The organism is Acetoanaerobium noterae, from assembly GCF_900168025.1.
In the GTDB taxonomy this organism is placed as follows: domain Bacteria; phylum Bacillota; class Clostridia; order Peptostreptococcales; family Filifactoraceae; genus Acetoanaerobium; species Acetoanaerobium noterae.
This window is the reverse complement of record NZ_FUYN01000004.1, coordinates 190802-207867: the sequence shown is the minus strand read 5'-3', so window position 1 is coordinate 207867 and position 17066 is coordinate 190802. Positions and strand designations below refer to the sequence as shown.

The following is a 17066-nucleotide window of genomic DNA, read 5'->3' as shown; positions in this document are numbered from 1 at the left end:
ATGGCAGTATTTTATGGAATCGGAGTAGGCGTAGGCGACTCAAAGGCAGTTACAGTAAAAGCAAAAGAAACACTTGGAATGTTAGATATACTTTATGTTCCTACAGCAAAAAAAGAATCAGCAAGCGTGGCACATAATATTGTAAAGCCATATATTTCTCAGTATCTGGAAATAAGAGAAAGACATTTTCCTATGAATTACAATCAAGATGATTTAAATAGTGCTTGGAACTCTATAGCAAGCGAGATAGAAGAGGAAGTAAAAAAAGGGAAGAATGTAGGCTTCGTAACTATAGGAGACCCTATGGTATACAGCACCTACATATATCTGCTTAAAATTCTAAAATCAAAAATAGATATAGTGACTTTACCTGGAATCACATCGTTTTTAGATATAGCTTCAAGTGAAAATTTCCCACTTGTAGAAGGAGAAAATCCTCTAGTAATCATACCTGCTACAATAGGAATAGAGAAATTAGAAACCTATATAAAAAATGAGACCTCTCTAGTGATAATGAAAGTCTACAAGAATTTTATTGAGGTTGTTGAGCTTATAAAGAAATACAATTTAGAAAAATGCTCTATAGTAGTTAGTAATTCATCGAAAGATAACAAAACAGTATATAGAAGCTTTGAAAATATTAATCCTGAAGACATATCATATTTTACAACTATACTTATAAACAAAGGATGGGAAAACTAATGAAAATTTGTTTTGTAGGAGCAGGGCCTGGGGATCCAGAACTTATAACCTTAAAAGGATACAATCGTTTATCAAATGCAGATATAGTAATATATGCTGGCTCGCTGGTAAATCCAAAGCTACTAGATTATTGCAAGCCAAGTTGTGAGATTCACAACAGTGCATATATGGATTTAGATGAGATTATAGCAGTAATGCACAGAGGAGTTAAAGAACAAAAAAACGTAGTAAGACTTCAAACTGGTGATTTCTCTATATACGGTTCGGTTAGAGAGCAAATTGAAGAGCTACATAAACTAAATCTTGAGTACGAGCTAGTTCCTGGAGTAAGCTCATTTTTAGGAGCAGCCTCAGCTTTAGAAGTAGAATACACAGTTCCTGAAATATCTCAAAGTGTTATTATAACAAGGATGGAAGGAAGAACTCCAGTGCCAGCAAAAGAAAGCATTAGATCTTTTGCTTCTCACAACACATCGATGGCAATATTTCTGTCAGTTCAGGCTATATCAGATGTAGTATCAGAGCTAACAGAAGGTGGCTATCCTCTTGATACACCTTGCTGTGTGATATACAAAGCTACATGGCCAGACCAGCAAGTAGTAAGAGGAATGTTAAGTGATATAGCTCAAAAGGTAGAAGAAGCTGGAATAAAGAAAACAGCATTGATACTGGTTGGAAAATTCTTAGGAGATACCTATTACAATTCTAAGCTGTATGACAAGGAGTTTGCTCATGAGTACAGGGATTCTAGTACTGACAAATAAAGCTCTAGCAAACGCTATTAAAATCGAGAGTTTGCTTGAGGATGCTATAATATACGCACCATCAAAGCTAAAAGCTGATAGTGAGTTTAAAGTGGATTTTTATGATGAAAAATTTTCATCTATAGTTGATAAAGCCTATAAACTTCATAGTAAGCTTATTTTTATAATGGCTACAGGCATAGTAGTAAGAAGCGTAGCTCATATGATTAAGGACAAAACTTTAGATCCGGCTATAGTAGTAATGGATGAGGAGGTAAAGTTTTGTATCAGCTTACTTGGGGGGCATATAGCAGGTGCAAATCAGCTTGCAAATCAGCTAGCTGACCTTATAGGCTGCATTCCTGTAATTACTACTGCTACTGATGTAAATAATAAAGGCGCCTTAGATATCATAGCTCATGAGCTAGGAGCTTATGATAATTCTCAAAGAGATATCTATAAAGCTATAAACTACAACCTAGCAACTGGCAAGAAAGTCTACTTGCTTTCTGATATTGATTTAAATCTTTTAAACTTAGATATTAGAGGCTTTGAAATTGTAACCCTTCAGGATGCACTTGACCTAGACAAAGACGAGTATGTAATTCATATTAGAGGGGCTTTTCATGGAGATAAAGCTATACTAAAAATAGTTAAAGAAAACACTAGCTACTATGAGATAAAACCTCAAAATCTTGTTTTAGGAATTGGCTGTAGAAGAAATACAAGCTATGAAAAAATCCAAGAGGGACTAAATGCTCTTTGTGATAAATATTTACTAGAAGAAAGCCAAATTAAAACAATAGCAAGTATAGAGCTTAAAAAAAATGAGTCTGGGATAATTGAATTAGCTAGTAAGCTCTCAGCTCCGTTTATAACCTATGATACGGCAACACTTGATAAGGCTATAAGTAGTACAGATACTATTGAAGCATCTGACTTTGTAAAGAGCATAGCTGGAGTTTCATCAGTAGCCGAAGCAAGTGCCTATAAGCTATCAATTGGAAAGATAATTCTTCCAAAACAAATTATTAATGGAGTTACTTTTTCACTGGGAATAATAACAAAATATAGAAAAGAGGAAGCATAGTGATAAATGTAGTTGGCATAGGACCTGGAGATTTAAAAATGATGACCTTCCAAGCAAAGGAAGCAATCGACAATTCTCAGGTTATCGTTGGATATAAAACCTATATTAATCTTATAAAACCTATTTTATCGGACAAAGAAATAGTTTCAAATGGAATGAAGCAGGAAATAGAGCGTTGCAAGGAAGCTATAGAAATTGCTAAAACTGGTAAGATAGTTGCAGTTATTAGCAGTGGAGATGCAGGCGTATATGGAATGGCAGGACTTATATTAGAGCTATTAGAAGCTGAAAAGCTAGATTTAAAAGTGAATATTATTCCAGGAGTAACTGCGAGCACTGCAGCAGCGGCGCTTCTTGGCTCACCTCTTATGCATGATTATTGCCATATCAGTCTAAGTGATTTGCTAACTCCTATGGACTTAATAGAAAAAAGAGTTGAATTAGCATCCCAAGGCGATTTTGTAATCTGTTTTTATAATCCTAGAAGCAAAGGCAGAGAGCATCATTTAGAAAGAGCATTTGAACTTATAAAAAAATATAAATCTGCTGATACTGTAGTTGGCATAGTAAAAAATGCAGCTAGAGAAGATGAAGAAAAGATAATTACTACCTTAGAAGCGATAGATTATACCTTAGTAGATATGACCTCTATAGTTATAGTAGGAAATAATTCTACCTATAAAGCTGATGATTTAATGATTACACCTAGGGGCTACAAAATATGATATTGGTGCTAGGTGGTACTAAAGAAGCGCATGAACTATGTGACTACCTAATTGCTGAAAAAATTGAGTTTTATCTTTCTGTTGCTACAGATTATGCCATTGATATATTTAAAGCTTATGATAAATATATGATAGTTGGCAAACTGGACAAAAATGGTATAATTAATTTCTGTGAAAAAAATAATGTTGATTTAATAGTAGATATAACTCATCCATATGCATTTATGGTGTCGCAAAATGCTATTGAGGCAGCAAGTGAGATGGGAATAAGTTACTTAAGATATGAAAGACAAAGCTCATCAGCATATTCTGATGAAAATATATATTACGTTGAAACTCATGAGGAAGCGATAAAGCTAGCCATGACTCTATCAGATAAAATATTTCTTACTGTGGGCAGCAACAATGCAGATATTTATGCTCCTTATAATCAAAGCGTAGATATATTTATAAGAATACTACCAAAAAGTGATCTTGTGAAAAAATGTGAGGATTTAGGATTTAAAAATAGCAATATTATTGCTATGCAAGGTCCTTTTTCTAAAGCTTTAAATAAAGCCATGCTTACATCTACAAACGCAGGGGTACTCATCACTAAGGAAAGTGGAAACCTTGGAGGCTTCATGGATAAGCTTGAAGCATGTATTGAACTAGATGTAAAATTAATAGTAGTACAAAGACCAATTGTAAATTATCCATTAATGTTTAACGATATAGAAGTGTTAAAAAGGGTTATTAGAGAAAAATAGAGGTGAAATCAGTGAATGTTGCTGTTATAGGTTTGTCTCACCAAGAGGCACCAATAGAAATAAGAGAAATGGCTTCCTTTTCAGAAGCAAAAAAAATTGAAGCTACATCGATGCTTCTTGACCTTGGGATAGAAGAAGTTATCATTTTGTCAACATGTAATAGAAGTGAGATTTATATAGCTTCTAGTACTTTAGATGAAGATATAAAGCTTGTTAAGGATTTTTATTCTAGGTATTTTAAAAGCGATAAAATATCAGATTATATTTTTATTAAGAAAAAAGATGAAGCAATCAATTATTTGTACAGGGTTTGCAGTGGGCTAGATTCTATAGTTATTGGAGAAGACCAAATTTTAGGTCAGGTTAAAGATGCACTTATGACAGCGATGGAATTAGATGCGAGTAAGAAGTTCATGAACAAGCTTTTTAGAGAAGCGATAACTACGGCTAAAAATATAAAATCCACATATAAAATTTCGGAAAATCCACTTTCTATTAGCTATATAGGTGTAAAATTTCTAAAAGAAAAAATAGGAGATTTATCTGATAAAAAAGCTTTTATAATCGGAGTAGGTAAAATGGGAAAACTTGCTCTTAATCATTTGCTTGATGAAGGAGTTACAAAGATTTACTGCTGTAATAGAAATCCTCAGAAAATCAAAGAGCTGAAAGAGGTATATCCATCTATAATTCAAGTTGAGTACGAAAATAGATATGACTATATTCCTCAAATGGATATTCTAGTAAGTGCTACAGCATCTACTCATACAGTAGTAAAAAAACTAGATCTTCCGCCTATAACCAAAAAACTCTATGCTCTTGATTTGGCACTTCCTAGAGATATAGACCCAGATATCGCACTAGATTCAAATATAGTGTTATTTGATATTGACAGCTTAAAAAAGACCTCAGAAGAAAATGAAAAGCTAAGAAACGAACTTTCTGAAAAAGCTCAAGGCTTAATAAGTGAAAGCATAACAGAGTTTCACAAATGGAAAAAGACAATAAAGGTAGACAATACTATTAAATCTCTAAATGAGAGATGCGAAGAAATACACAGAGATACAATTTCTTACATTTATAGAAAAATGGATTTGCCTTGCAGGGAGAAGAGAATAGTAGAAAAAATGCTGGACTCTGCACTTAAACGACTAATTAGAGAGCCGATAATAGCATTAAAACAAATAGATGAAGATAAAAAGCAGTCAGAATATATGAAAGTAATTGAGGAGCTTTTTGATCTTGGATAAAAAAAACTATTATCCTGTTATGCTGAATTTAACCACGAAATCTGCTCTTATAATCGGCTTAGGAGCAGTAGGCTTAAGGAAGCTAAAAGGTTTAGTAGATAAATCAGCAAATATTTACGTTATTTCAAAGGAAATTAAGCTTGAAACCAAGGAGCAGGTAAATAGATTAAAGACTCAGTCTAATACAAGTATCATGCTAATAGAAGAGGCTTTAGATTTAAACAAGCACTACGAATATCTTGAAAATTCTGACATTATATTTATTTGTACTGATAATATTTTATTAAATCAAGAAATTGAAACCTATGCAAAATCAAATAAGATATGGCATTTACGCTGTGACGATGCTACGCATTCAGATTTTATAAATCCTATTACTATACAAAAACAAGAGCTATTGCTTGCAATATCAACATCTGGAGCAAGTCCTATTTATTGCCAGTATTTAAAAAGTGAGATAGAAAAGGTATTAGAAACCCTTGATATAGACAAGCTTAAGCTGTTAGATTTAGCACGAAAAAAAATAAAATCCCAAAATGATTATGAAACCAAGGCGAAGCTTTTAGAAAAGCTAGTCCATATGAGCAAAGAAGAGTTAGAAGATATAATCGGCGAGGAGATATTATGAAAATAATAGTTGGAAGTAGAGGAAGTCAGCTAGCTTTGACTCAGACAAAGCTTATCGTCAATGAGCTAAGCAAACTAAACCCAAATGTTAATTTTGAGATTAAAGTAATAAAGACAAAAGGGGATAAAATTCAAGACATACCACTTGATAAAATGAATGATAAAGGTATTTTTGTAAAAGAGATAGAGGAGCAGCTTATATCTTACGAAATAGACATGGCAGTTCACTCTATGAAGGACATGCCTACTAAAATGGATGAGAGATTAGTATTTCCAGTCATTCCTAAAAGAGAAGACCCAAGAGATGCACTTATTTTAAAAAATAACCTTAAGCTAGAAGACCTCAGCATGCTCGAAACTATGATTATTGGAACAGGAAGTAAAAGAAGAAGCTATCAATTTAAAGCAGCCTATCCAAAAGCAGAATTTGAGCCTATACGTGGAAATATAGATACTAGAATAAATAAGCTTCATACACAAAATTTAGATGGGATTATTTTAGCAGCATCAGGGCTAAAGAGAATAAGTAGAGAAAACGAGATTTCTCATTATTTTGATGAGAAGACTATGATTCCAGCACCCTGTCAAGGAATCCTAGCACTTCAAACCAGAACGAATGACTACCAAGTAATTGCAGTACTTAGCAAAGTGGAGGATAGATGCTCTAGAATTCAGTACATAGCAGAAAGAGCGTACCTAGAAGAAATCGAAGGCGGATGCCATGCTCCAGTAGGAGCATACTGCGAAATAAACGAAGATAAAATTACTATCTATGCTGTTTATGGAGATGAGCAAGGTAGTAAATTAATCAGAGATAACATAACTGGAACAACAGATAATGCAGATGAACTAGGAAGAACCTTAGCTAAGAAAATGAAACGTGCATTGGAGGAAAGCTATGAAAAAAGGTAAAGTATATCTAGTAGGTGCAGGACCTGGTGATGCAGGACTTATAACAGTAAATGGTATGAATGCGATAAAGAAAGCTGATGTAATAGTTTACGATAGACTAGCTAATCCAAAGCTTCTTAAATACAATCAGAAATCTGCAAAACTAGTGTATGTTGGAAAAGCGTCTAAAGAGCATACAATGAAGCAGGAGGATATATCACAACTTCTTGTAGATGAAGCACTAGCAGGAAAAACAGTTGTTAGATTAAAAGGTGGAGATCCTTATGTTTTTGGAAGAGGGGGAGAGGAAGGCCAGCTTCTCTACCAAAACAATGTTGACTTTGAAATAATACCAGGAATTACTTCAGGAATAGGAGGACTAGCTTATGCGGGGATTCCTATAACGCATAGAGACCATGCATCATCACTTCATCTTATTACCGGGCATTTAAAATCTGAAGAAGATGAGCTAAATTATGATGCTTTAGCAAAGCTAGATGGAACTTTGGTGTTTTATATGGGAGTTGCAAATCTTAAAAATATTGCTAAAGGTCTATGTGATTCTGGTAAGGATTCTAAAACTCCTGTTGCACTTATTTCATGGGCGACTCACCCTAGCCAAAAAACTATTACTACTACTCTAGATGAAATAATAAATGACAGATTTACTGATGAAGTTAGGCCGCCTAGCTTGATTGCAGTAGGAACAGTAATAAATCTAAAAAATGAGCTTGATTTTTTTGAATCTAAACCACTTCATTCTAAAAGAGTTATAGTTACTAGAGCTAGAAATCAAGCAAGCTCTCTAGTAGAAACTCTTGAGGATTTAGGAGCTATGGTCATTGAATGTCCTTCAATTAAAATAGTTGAGAAAAATAATAACGAGCTAAAAGAAGCTATTGCTAAATTAGATTCCTATACTCACCTTGTATTTACAAGTCAAAATGGAGTAAGGATATTTATGGATGAGCTTTTAGAAAGCTTTGACGCAAGAAAATTAAGTCACTTAAAGATTGCTTCTATAGGAGAAGCAACCTCTAAAGAGCTGCTTAGCTATGGTATAAAGTATGATTTGATGCCGAAAAGATTTGTTGCAGAAGAGCTAGGAGCTCTATTACTGGAAGAAGTGACAAAAGATAGTAAAATTTTACTTCCAAGAGCAGAAGGGGCAAGAGATATATTAATAAAAATACTAGAAGATAAATGCACCATAGATGAAGTTAAAATATATAAATCTGAGATAGAAGAGCTTGATGAAGAAACTAGAAATGAGCTTCTTGATGGAGCAGATTATATTACATTTACAAGCTCGTCTACAGTTAGTAATTTTTATGAAATGATAGATGAAAATATATTAAAGAAACTTGAGGAAACTAAAATAATCTCTATTGGACCGATAACAAGTGAAACAATAAAGGAGCATGGGAAAAAAGTTCATGCTCAGGCTGAGTCCTACAGTATTGACGGAGTACTTGAGACAATTTTGATGGAGGCGCAAAAATAAAATGATTAAAAGACCTAGAAGACTTCGTAGTACAGCAAATGTAAGAGCTTTAGTAAGAGAAACTCATCTTAATAAGTCTGGACTTGTATATCCTATATTTGTAGTAGAAGGAGAGGGAATAAAACGTGAAATCTCCTCTCTTAAGGATTGCTATCATTACTCTGTGGATATGCTTGATGACGAAATAAAAGAGCTAAAGAGTCTTGGTATAAATTCAGTTATGCTCTTTGGTATACCTGAATTAAAAGATGAAGAAGCTACTAGTGCCTATGATGAAAATGGAATAGTTCAAAAGGCAATAAGAAGAATAAAGAGCTATGCTCCTGATTTTTATGTAATAACAGATGTATGCATGTGTCAATATACCACGCATGGACATTGTGGAATTATTTCTGAAGCTGGAGAAGTGCTAAATGATGTAACAATAAACTATATTGCTAAGATTGCTCTAAGTCATGTTAAAGCTGGAGCAGATATGGTTGCTCCCTCTGATATGATGGATGGAAGAATAGGGGCAATTAGAAGCCTACTGGATGAGAGCGGCTTTTATAACACTCCGATAATGGCATATAGTGCAAAATACGCTTCTGCATACTATGGACCATTTAGAGTAGCAGCTTCATCTGCACCTGGATTTGGAGACAGAAAAACCTACCAGATGGACTTTCATAACACTGATGAAGCCCTAAGAGAAGTTGAGCTGGATATAGAAGAAGGTGCAGACATAGTAATGGTAAAGCCTGCTATGTCTTATATGGATGTGATTAGTAGAGTAAAGAGCTCATACAACATACCAGTAGCTGCATACAATGTAAGCGGAGAATACGCTATGTTAAAGATGGCAGTAGAGCAAGGTATTATGAATGAATCTGTGATTTATGAAACAATGGTTAGTATAAAAAGAGCGGGAGCAGATATAATAATAACTTATTTTGCTAAAGATATTGCAAAAATGCTATAAAACAAGCTAAAGGAGACTTATTATGAATAGAGATAAATCAAATGCTTTGTATGATAAAGCTAAAAACTATATTCCAGGAGGAGTAAATAGTCCAGTAAGAGCCTTTGGCTCAGTAGACAAAGCTCCTATTTTTGTAGATAGAGCTGATGGAGCATATATTTACGATATAGATGGCAATAAATACTTAGACTATATTTCATCATGGGGACCACTTATTTTTGGGCATAATGATCCTGAAATGATAGAGACCTTTAAATCATCTCTTGAAAAAGGCATTACATACGGTGTTCCTTCATACATTGAAGTAGATATGGCTCAGGAAATAGTTAAAGCATATCCTGCTTGTGAGATGGTTAGAATGGTCAACTCAGGAACAGAGGCAACTATGAGTGCAATTCGTACAGCTAGGGGATACACTAGAAAAGACAAGCTGATTAAGTTTGAGGGGTGCTATCATGGTCATTCAGATTGCCTACTTGTAAAATCAGGCTCTGGAACGCTTACCTTTAATGCTCCTACAAGCCTTGGAGTGCCAGAGGATGTAATAAAAGACACAATAGTATGTACATTTAACGATATAGAATCAGTAAAATCCGCAATAAATCAAAACAAGGACCAAATAGCAGCAATAATAATAGAAGGAGTTCCAGGAAACATGGGAGTTGTGCCACCTTGTCCAGACTTCTTAAAACAACTTAGAAAGCTTACGAAGGATGAAGGGATACTTCTTATCCTAGATGAAGTAATAACAGGGTTTAGGATAGCTTATGGTGGTGTGAGCGAAGTGTATGGTATCGAGCCAGACATGGTATGCTTTGGAAAGATAATTGGTGGAGGACTTCCAGTAGGTGCTTATGGTGGGAAAAGAGAAATCATGCAGGTAGTTTCGCCTCTAGGTGGAGTATATCAGGCAGGAACCTTATCGGGAAATCCACTTGCTATGCATATGGGACTCAAAACTCTTCAAAGATTAAGAGAAAATCCAAGCATATATAGTGAACTCGAAGCAAAAGCTATAAAACTAGAGCAAGGCTTTAAGAAAAATTTATCTGACCTTGGACTTAATTACACAATAACTAGAGTGAAATCCATGATATCATTCTTCTTTGCAGAGGGAGAAATTGCAAATTATCAGGATGTCCAAAAATCTGATACTGATAAATATGGAGAGTTTTTCAGATTTATGCTAAACAAAGGAATCTTGCTTCCACCAGCACAATTTGAAGGCTTATTTGTAAACACTGCAATTACTGATGAAGAGCTTGAATATACTATTATTTGCCATAAAGAAGCACTTAAGGCTATTCATAACATATAATGCTAGATATAGATAGCAATTTAAAATAATCATCATTAATTATAAAATAATAAAAAATGCTACTTAGAAAAATTATTCTAGTAGCTTTTTTTATTATGGATAAAATAATCTTCCAGAAAACTTTAGCAATTTGTATTGTACTAATGAGTTGAGTTTTATTATTTAAATTTCTTTTTCATCCATTTAACATAGATTTTATCAAGAACAAAGCCATACTTAAGATATAAATTATAAGAAGGAGCGTTATTGTTAGCAACAATTAATTTAATGCTCTTATAGCCTTGAGTCTTTAGATTGCCACTTAAATACTTAAGGATTAATTTCCCATAGCCTTTTGAATGAAACTCAGGATTTACAGCTAGAGCATCGAGAAATATTTCTGAATCATCCTTAGCAAAAATCGATATGCCAATAGGAAGATTATTGTAGTAATAAATCAAATTAGAAGTAGTATCATCAACTGTAGTCATATATTCCTCGTATGAATCTGAATCCAATCTACCACCGTTTGGAATTGGGACAAAAGCTTTATCGTGAATATCTCTGAATATTTCCCAGGTTTCAACAGATAGGTTCTTATGACAAACTAAATTTTGAGCATCTTCAAAAGTAGAAGCTTTTGATAAATCATATTTTAGTTTTAGCATATCAAAATCATCTATAAAATTTTCATCTATGCTCCAGCTATAAATAAGACTACTTTTACCTCTTAGTCCTAGCTTGATATAAACCTCATCTAATATTGCTTGATCAAGTCGCTTACTCATAGAACTTAAAAGATTAGAATAAAGTAGCTCCCAGTACTTTTTATTATCTTCTGCAGAAAAAGCTTGAGTAATATAGATTTCATTTTTTTCTTTAGCCATCAAATCCACATATCCGCCGCATGCTTTAATATCATCATTTACCCATAGACTAAAGTGGTTTTCTCCTTTATTCAATACATTTGAGGAATAGTATTTTTTCATTTCATTTAAATCAGAATAAAAATCTTCTATTTGCTGAGAATTACAAAATTCATATAAGGCTGAGACTTCTTTCTCAGTTAAAGCTGAAAATGTTTTTATTCTATATTCTGCGCTCATATAATCCTCCTGAAAAATAATTCTATATAAAATTATTATACAATTTTATTTGAGAAAATAGCTATAATTAAAACACTATTTAAAAGGAATGTTTAAACTAAAAGTTTTAAGCAAATATTGGTTGGATGTAAAAACCCCGTATACAATTTGAATACGGGGTTTTATCTGATTATATTACTTCTTGTTTTTCTTGTCGAAAAGCTGCTTCCAAGCATGTAGTCCAAGGGATACCCCTATAACTCCATAAGCTACGAAAACCCTGAAATACTCACCGATTTGTGCATTTCCAAATAAGTTTTTACCAGCTTGAGGAGAAACTATAAATAGGGTATGAAATAGTGCTGTTCCTATGATAGCTTGTCCTATAGTTGCCTTTGTAACAGAAGCTCCACCTATTAGAAGAGCAGCAATTGCAAATGTACCAACCTGCTCATGACTTCCATAAGTATTAAGAGTTCCTATATTTTGCAGGAAGATAAGCTGACCCCAACCAGCAAGTACAGTAGAGATAAGGATAGCTCTTATACGAATCTTATCAACTGGAATACCAGATATTTTAGCAATATTCATATCCTGGCCAACACTTCTAAAATCTTGGCCTGCTTTTGTTTTTAGAATAAATACATTAAATACACATAAAAGCCCAACAACTACCACAGTAGCAAGAGGTACTGATATGTTGTTAATAAGAGATTTAATAGTACTTACATAGAATGAAATAATTAAAAGTGCTGCAAAGAGAACAGCTCTTATTATGAAACTATTTCTTTCCATCTTAAGTCTTTCATCTTTATTACTTTGAATTATTCTAAATACATAGTAGCCAGTACCTGCTAATGCAAAAACAATAGTTGATTTAATAAAAGGGATTTTGGCGAATGCATCAAGAGCATATTTTGTTCCTTGTGGACCAGATAAATCTATTGTGTTTTTAAGCCCTATCCCTGCACTTAAAACTAGAGTAGGGTTATCCATAGGAATTATAGTTCCAACTAAGAATAAGAATAAAAGCTGATATAAACCATTAGCAAAGAAACCTAGAATCATACCAGAAATCATTTCTTGACCTTTAGTTTTATTAAGTAATTTAGCAGTAAAATAACCAAATAATAAAGCAATTGGTATAGTAAGTAGAGCTGCTAATCCAAAACCAGCTATTCCACCTATTTTAAAGTGGGTTACGGCAATTATTGCTATTTGTCCAGCCATAGCGCCTAGTACTATACCGAAATTTAGACCCATACCAGCAAGTACAGGGATTATCAGTGAAAGTACTAGAAAAGAGTTTCTAGTGATACGCTGAATCAATTCATTCGCAATAAATGGGATAGGCTGTTTAGAAAGATAAACTCCAGCTAAACATAGAACGATAAAAATAAAAGTTACACTATTATCAAATAGTATTTTTTTAATGTTTGAACCCATACTTTCAGGTTTATTCTCTTCAAAAACTAATTTTTCTGCTTCCATATTCTAGTCACCCCCTGAAGATACTTTTGTAAGTGCATATAGAATTATACCATTTTGTACTATTATTCTTAGTACCTCTGACAGGTTACCTTCAGTTATTATTTTATTAGCAACTGGAAGGGAAATAGTAAGAAGTCCTTGGAATAAAAATGTACCAAGTATAACATGTAGCATGTTAGCACGTCTAGCAGATGCGCCACCTATAAGGATAGCAGCTACTGCAGCAAAGCCCATCATCAAAGGAGCAGTATATAGCTGGAAGAAACCAAAACTTTGTGCATAAACTACTATACCTACAGCACCAAGTATTGTTGATATCATAGTTCCCACAATTCTTTGCTTATCAACATTTATACCAGAAGCAACTGCGAACCTTGGATTATCACCAGCAGCTTTCATTGCCATTCCAGTTTTAGTTTTTAAGAAAAGAGCCATTAGAAAACAAGATAAGAAAAAGAACAACAATAATCCAGTAGGGATAGTAACGCCAAAAACATCAAAAGCAAGCGTGTGATCGAGTATCTTATCATATCTACCTGTAAGTGCTATAGTTGTTCTAAGACCTTCACCTATAGGCCATTTTACTTCTTCAGCTGTAAATGGCATGATAAGCCATGCAATACACATAAGAGATACAGCTGAAAATCCTACATAAGTGGCAACCATCATCTCAGAGCCCTTTACTCTATTAAGTAGATATCCATAAAGAGCGCCTACAACAGCTGACATTGGGATAGAGACTAGGATAGCTACGAAAAATGCCATGTATCCAGTTAAATCCATTTCTATACTGATAAGCCCTCCAACGAGACCACAAACTATACCTAAAGGAAGACCAAAATTAAGCCCAATTCCAGATAATATACCTGGCACCATAGCTAGAACCAATACTCCATTCATACCAGTTCTTATAAGAGTGTCAGACAGTAGGTCATTAAGTGGAAGTTTAAGGAAAACTGCCATAACGCATAATACAATCATAAAAGTAATTATTATAAGTCTAGGTATTCCGAGGGTAGATATAATTTTTTTAGTTGATATTTCCATATTAACCTACCTCCTTTCCATGAATTTTATGATAGTCACCAGACATCATTAATCCAAAATCTGCATCATTATCACTAGGAGATAGGATACCTTCAATTTTTCCTTCAGTTACAATAGCTATTCTATCACAAACTGATCTAAGCTCAGCTAGCTCACTTGATATTACAACTACGGTCATTCCAAGTCTTTTATTAAGCTCAACTAGTGTATCAAGAACCAGTTTTTTAGCTCCGATATCAATACCTCTTGTTGGTTCTGAAACAAATATAATTTCAGGATCAAGAGTAAGAGCCCTAGCTATACAAACCTTTTGCTGATTACCACCACTTAGCCTTCTTGTGAGCTGTTCTGGACCAGTACATCTTATATCTAGATTAGTTATCATTTCTAAAGCGTGAGCTCTAATTGCTTTTTTATCAATTTGAGTCATTATTCCATAATTTTTTATGAATTTATTTTGAATCTGCATAGAGGTAAGAACGATATTTTCTTCTATTGAGCAATCAAGCAGTAGACCAACGCCACGTCTATCTTCAGAAACAAAGGCAATTTTACTTTTCAAAGATTGAGCAGGGTTATTAAGAGGAATATTTTGACCATTAAATGTCACTGAACCTTTAGAAGGATAGATTCCCATAATTCCATTTGGTATACCTATTTTTCCTTGGCCAGCAAGTCCTCCAATACCTAAAATCTCACCTTTTTTAATTTCTAAATTAACGCCCTTTACTTCCTCGCCAGGCATATCTACAACTAAATTATCAATTTTCATAATTACTTCTTTAGAAGATTCATGTTCTTCCCTTTGAGCCATATTTTCGATTTTTCTTCCAACCATTATTTCAGCAAGCTCTATAACATTTGTATCCTTTGTGTTAAGACTTGCAACTTGTTCTCCATCTCTAAGTACAGTGATAGAATCTGAAACCTGCATAACTTCATCTAATCTGTGAGTTATAAATAGAATTGATATACCACTGTCTGCAATTCTTCTCATTGCCTTAAGTAAAGTATCTGCTTCACTTTCAGTAAGTACGGCTGTAGGCTCATCAAATACCATAAGCCTCATATTTTTTTTATCAATTTCCCTAGCAATCTCGATAAACTGCATGAATCCAACAGGAAGTCCTTCAACCTTGCTTTGGACTTTTAGATTAAGACCCAAAGTATCTAATGAAACCTGAGACTCTTGGTCCATTTTTTTAAAATCTAATGTTTTTGCTTGATCTCCAAGCATAGGACTAAAAATATTTGGCTTTAGAATTTCACGATTAAGCTTTATATTTTCAGTGATACTAAATCCAGGAATAAGCATAAACTCCTGATGGACCATTCCTATACCTAAATTCATAGCTGTATTTGGAGAATCGATAGTAGTAAGCTGACCATCAAAGGTAACTTCGCCTTGATATCCACCAGTTGAATGAATTACTGGCATTCCAAATAGGATATTCATAAGTGTAGATTTTCCTGCTCCATTTTCACCTAATAGAGCATGAATCTCACCTTTTTTTACATTTAGATTTACACCTTTTAAAACAGGATTGCCAAAGTATTCTTTGCGTATATCCTTCATCTGTATTATATATTCTTGATTTTGCATATTTTCCCCCTAAGCTGTAAATTGTCATTTTGGACTAAAATTAGGCTGCCACATAATGTGGCAGCACAGACAAAAATCGTTAGGTTTTTAGTTTAGAAAGTGATGTAATCAGAAAGGAACATAAAGAAGTTTTTAAATTCATTTCCAGTACTTTCATTTGTAAATGTAGTTAAGTCGATTGGGTTTCCAGCTAATTCTGTGAAGATTTCTTCTAATTTAGCTTCGTCAACTTTTTCAGTGATTTCGCCTTCTACATATGCTCTAGCATACTCAACTCCACCTTCAACAAATAGCATGTTTACTGGAACTGGCCATGTAGAGAATTTTCCTGTTCCACCTTTTTCAGCTATCTTAGCGCTGATTTGCTCTACAACATAATCAACATCACCTTTTTTGTCATCAGGAATCTCTATTCCAAGAGCTCCTGGATATCCGTGGTAAGGAGATGGACAACATTGCTGTGGATAAAGAGCACCTTGCTCTAATACAGATTTGATAAGTGGCTCTTGCATTGAGCAGTTAGTACTAAAGAACGCTGTTTCTGGTCCAAGCTCTTTAACTTTTCTAGGAACATCTTCTAAAATGAACTGCTGAGCACCTGGAACACCAGCGTCTCCTGTTGGGTCTGGAGCAGTTGCATCAATAAAGTTGATTCCTTTAGCTTCGCAAGTTTCTCTGAAGATATCTCTTCTCATTGCAAGAAGCTGATAAGACATATGTCTTGGGAATGAATAGTGAACAAAGTTTTTAGCGCCCATTTTTTCAGCTTGTTCGATAATTGATGTACCCATTCCAAGTTCATCTGCTTGGAATACAACATCGGCTTTACTAGCAATCATATCAGGGTCTTCACCAGGAACACCAGCGATAAATAAGATATCATCTCTCATCTCGCGAACTTTGTCGATTGCAGCAGAAGTACCAGGTATAGCTTGTACTACTATTATAGCTTTTACATCTGGGTCAGATGCCATACTCATAACGTTTGCTATAGTAGTTTCTTGCTCTTTCATGAAGTTATCAGGATAAGTTTGAAGAATAATTTGATCTCCATATTTTTCCTTCATCTTCTCAGCAGCACGGTACTCCTCTTCACCTTGAGATACTGTACCAGTCATGATACCGATTTTGTAGCTAGCAGCAGCATCTGCAGCTGGCTCAGCAGCAGGTTCTTCTGTAGCAGCTGGAGTATTACAACCAGCCATTGGAATTGCCATTAACATTGCTAAAGCTAATCCGATTAAACGTTTTTTCACAACATTTCCCCCTTTATTATGTAACTAAGTGTAAATACACTTATT

16 protein-coding genes are annotated in these 17066 nt (G+C 34.2%); 11 read left to right on the top strand and 5 right to left on the bottom strand.

From position 1 onward, the window contains the following. From B5X47_RS09490 to hemL, 11 genes are read left to right on the top strand one after another with little or no spacing between them, the layout of a single operon-like run. Positions 1-702: a cobalt-factor II C(20)-methyltransferase gene (locus B5X47_RS09490; RefSeq protein WP_079589907.1), complete on the top strand. Its 702-nt coding sequence runs from the start codon at positions 1-3 to the stop codon at positions 700-702. Next, positions 702-1466, top strand: a complete 765-nt coding sequence (locus B5X47_RS09485) for a cobalt-precorrin-4 methyltransferase (protein WP_079589906.1) — start codon at positions 702-704, stop codon at positions 1464-1466. Before B5X47_RS09490 ends, B5X47_RS09485 begins: the two co-directional genes overlap by 1 nt. Beyond that, complete coding sequence (locus B5X47_RS09480) at positions 1435-2535, top strand: cobalt-precorrin 5A hydrolase (RefSeq protein WP_159446448.1); 1101 nt, start codon at positions 1435-1437, stop codon at positions 2533-2535. Before B5X47_RS09485 ends, B5X47_RS09480 begins: the two co-directional genes overlap by 32 nt. Then, entirely contained in the window at positions 2535-3260 is a 726-nt protein-coding gene (gene cobJ / locus B5X47_RS09475; protein ID WP_079589903.1) for a precorrin-3B C(17)-methyltransferase, read from the top strand. The genes B5X47_RS09480 and cobJ overlap by 1 nt, the downstream gene beginning before the upstream one ends. Continuing rightward, positions 3257-4009 (top strand): precorrin-6A reductase, encoded by a 753-nt coding sequence (gene cobK / locus B5X47_RS09470; protein ID WP_079589901.1) that lies wholly within the window; start codon positions 3257-3259, stop codon positions 4007-4009. The genes cobJ and cobK overlap by 4 nt, the downstream gene beginning before the upstream one ends. 11 nt (positions 4010-4020) lie before the next feature. Further along, on the top strand, positions 4021-5259 hold the full coding sequence (gene hemA, locus B5X47_RS09465) for a glutamyl-tRNA reductase (protein WP_079589900.1): 1239 nt from the start codon (positions 4021-4023) through the stop codon (positions 5257-5259). Next, positions 5252-5887, top strand: coding sequence for a precorrin-2 dehydrogenase/sirohydrochlorin ferrochelatase family protein (locus B5X47_RS09460; RefSeq protein WP_079589898.1), 636 nt, complete (start codon positions 5252-5254; stop codon positions 5885-5887). Before hemA ends, B5X47_RS09460 begins: the two co-directional genes overlap by 8 nt. Further along, positions 5884-6798 (top strand): hydroxymethylbilane synthase, encoded by a 915-nt coding sequence (gene hemC / locus B5X47_RS09455; protein ID WP_079589897.1) that lies wholly within the window; start codon positions 5884-5886, stop codon positions 6796-6798. Before B5X47_RS09460 ends, hemC begins: the two co-directional genes overlap by 4 nt. Beyond that, a complete protein-coding gene (gene cobA / locus B5X47_RS09450; RefSeq protein WP_079589895.1) occupies positions 6785-8281 on the top strand; it encodes a uroporphyrinogen-III C-methyltransferase in 1497 nt (498 codons plus the stop codon). Before hemC ends, cobA begins: the two co-directional genes overlap by 14 nt. Position 8282: 1 nt before the next feature. After that, positions 8283-9242 (top strand): porphobilinogen synthase, encoded by a 960-nt coding sequence (gene hemB, locus B5X47_RS09445; RefSeq protein WP_079589894.1) that lies wholly within the window; start codon positions 8283-8285, stop codon positions 9240-9242. Positions 9243-9264: 22 nt separating this feature from the next. Beyond that, entirely contained in the window at positions 9265-10560 is a 1296-nt protein-coding gene (gene hemL, locus B5X47_RS09440; RefSeq protein WP_079589892.1) for a glutamate-1-semialdehyde 2,1-aminomutase, read from the top strand. 158 nt (positions 10561-10718) lie between these two features. Here the strand turns inward: hemL and B5X47_RS09435 are convergent, their stop codons facing one another. From B5X47_RS09435 to B5X47_RS09415, 5 genes are all read right to left on the bottom strand, one after another. Further along, positions 10719-11645, bottom strand: coding sequence for a GNAT family N-acetyltransferase (locus B5X47_RS09435; RefSeq protein ID WP_079589890.1), 927 nt, complete (start codon positions 11643-11645; stop codon positions 10719-10721). 174 nt (positions 11646-11819) lie between these two features. Continuing rightward, positions 11820-13115, bottom strand: coding sequence for an ABC transporter permease subunit (locus B5X47_RS09430; protein WP_079589888.1), 1296 nt, complete (start codon positions 13113-13115; stop codon positions 11820-11822). A gap of 3 nt (positions 13116-13118) precedes the next feature. Next, on the bottom strand, positions 13119-14162 hold the full coding sequence (locus B5X47_RS09425; protein WP_079589887.1) for an ABC transporter permease subunit: 1044 nt from the start codon (positions 14160-14162) through the stop codon (positions 13119-13121). Position 14163: 1 nt separating this feature from the next. Next, complete coding sequence (locus B5X47_RS09420) at positions 14164-15765, bottom strand: sugar ABC transporter ATP-binding protein (RefSeq protein WP_079589885.1); 1602 nt, start codon at positions 15763-15765, stop codon at positions 14164-14166. A 92-nt stretch (positions 15766-15857) separates the two neighbouring features. Then, on the bottom strand, positions 15858-17021 hold the full coding sequence (locus B5X47_RS09415; RefSeq protein WP_079589884.1) for a DUF3798 domain-containing protein: 1164 nt from the start codon (positions 17019-17021) through the stop codon (positions 15858-15860). Between the last annotated feature and the right edge of the window lie 45 nt (positions 17022-17066).

What these genes read in the sequence shown, in the direction of transcription:
- B5X47_RS09490 (WP_079589907.1), top strand. Translation starts at nt 1, where the DNA reads ATGGCAGTATTTTATGGAATCGGAGTAGGCGTAGGCGACTCAAAGGCA.
- B5X47_RS09485 (WP_079589906.1), top strand. Translation starts at nt 702, where the DNA reads ATGAAAATTTGTTTTGTAGGAGCAGGGCCTGGGGATCCAGAACTTATA.
- B5X47_RS09480 (WP_159446448.1), top strand. Translation starts at nt 1,435, where the DNA reads ATGAGTACAGGGATTCTAGTACTGACAAATAAAGCTCTAGCAAACGCT.
- cobK (WP_079589901.1), top strand. Translation starts at nt 3,257, where the DNA reads ATGATATTGGTGCTAGGTGGTACTAAAGAAGCGCATGAACTATGTGAC.
- hemC (WP_079589897.1), top strand. Translation starts at nt 5,884, where the DNA reads ATGAAAATAATAGTTGGAAGTAGAGGAAGTCAGCTAGCTTTGACTCAG.
- cobA (WP_079589895.1), top strand. Translation starts at nt 6,785, where the DNA reads ATGAAAAAAGGTAAAGTATATCTAGTAGGTGCAGGACCTGGTGATGCA.
- hemB (WP_079589894.1), top strand. Translation starts at nt 8,283, where the DNA reads ATGATTAAAAGACCTAGAAGACTTCGTAGTACAGCAAATGTAAGAGCT.
- hemL (WP_079589892.1), top strand. Translation starts at nt 9,265, where the DNA reads ATGAATAGAGATAAATCAAATGCTTTGTATGATAAAGCTAAAAACTAT.
- B5X47_RS09435 (WP_079589890.1), bottom strand. Translation starts at nt 11,645, where the DNA reads ATGAGCGCAGAATATAGAATAAAAACATTTTCAGCTTTAACTGAGAAA.
- B5X47_RS09430 (WP_079589888.1), bottom strand. Translation starts at nt 13,115, where the DNA reads ATGGAAGCAGAAAAATTAGTTTTTGAAGAGAATAAACCTGAAAGTATG.
- B5X47_RS09425 (WP_079589887.1), bottom strand. Translation starts at nt 14,162, where the DNA reads ATGGAAATATCAACTAAAAAAATTATATCTACCCTCGGAATACCTAGA.
- B5X47_RS09420 (WP_079589885.1), bottom strand. Translation starts at nt 15,765, where the DNA reads ATGCAAAATCAAGAATATATAATACAGATGAAGGATATACGCAAAGAA.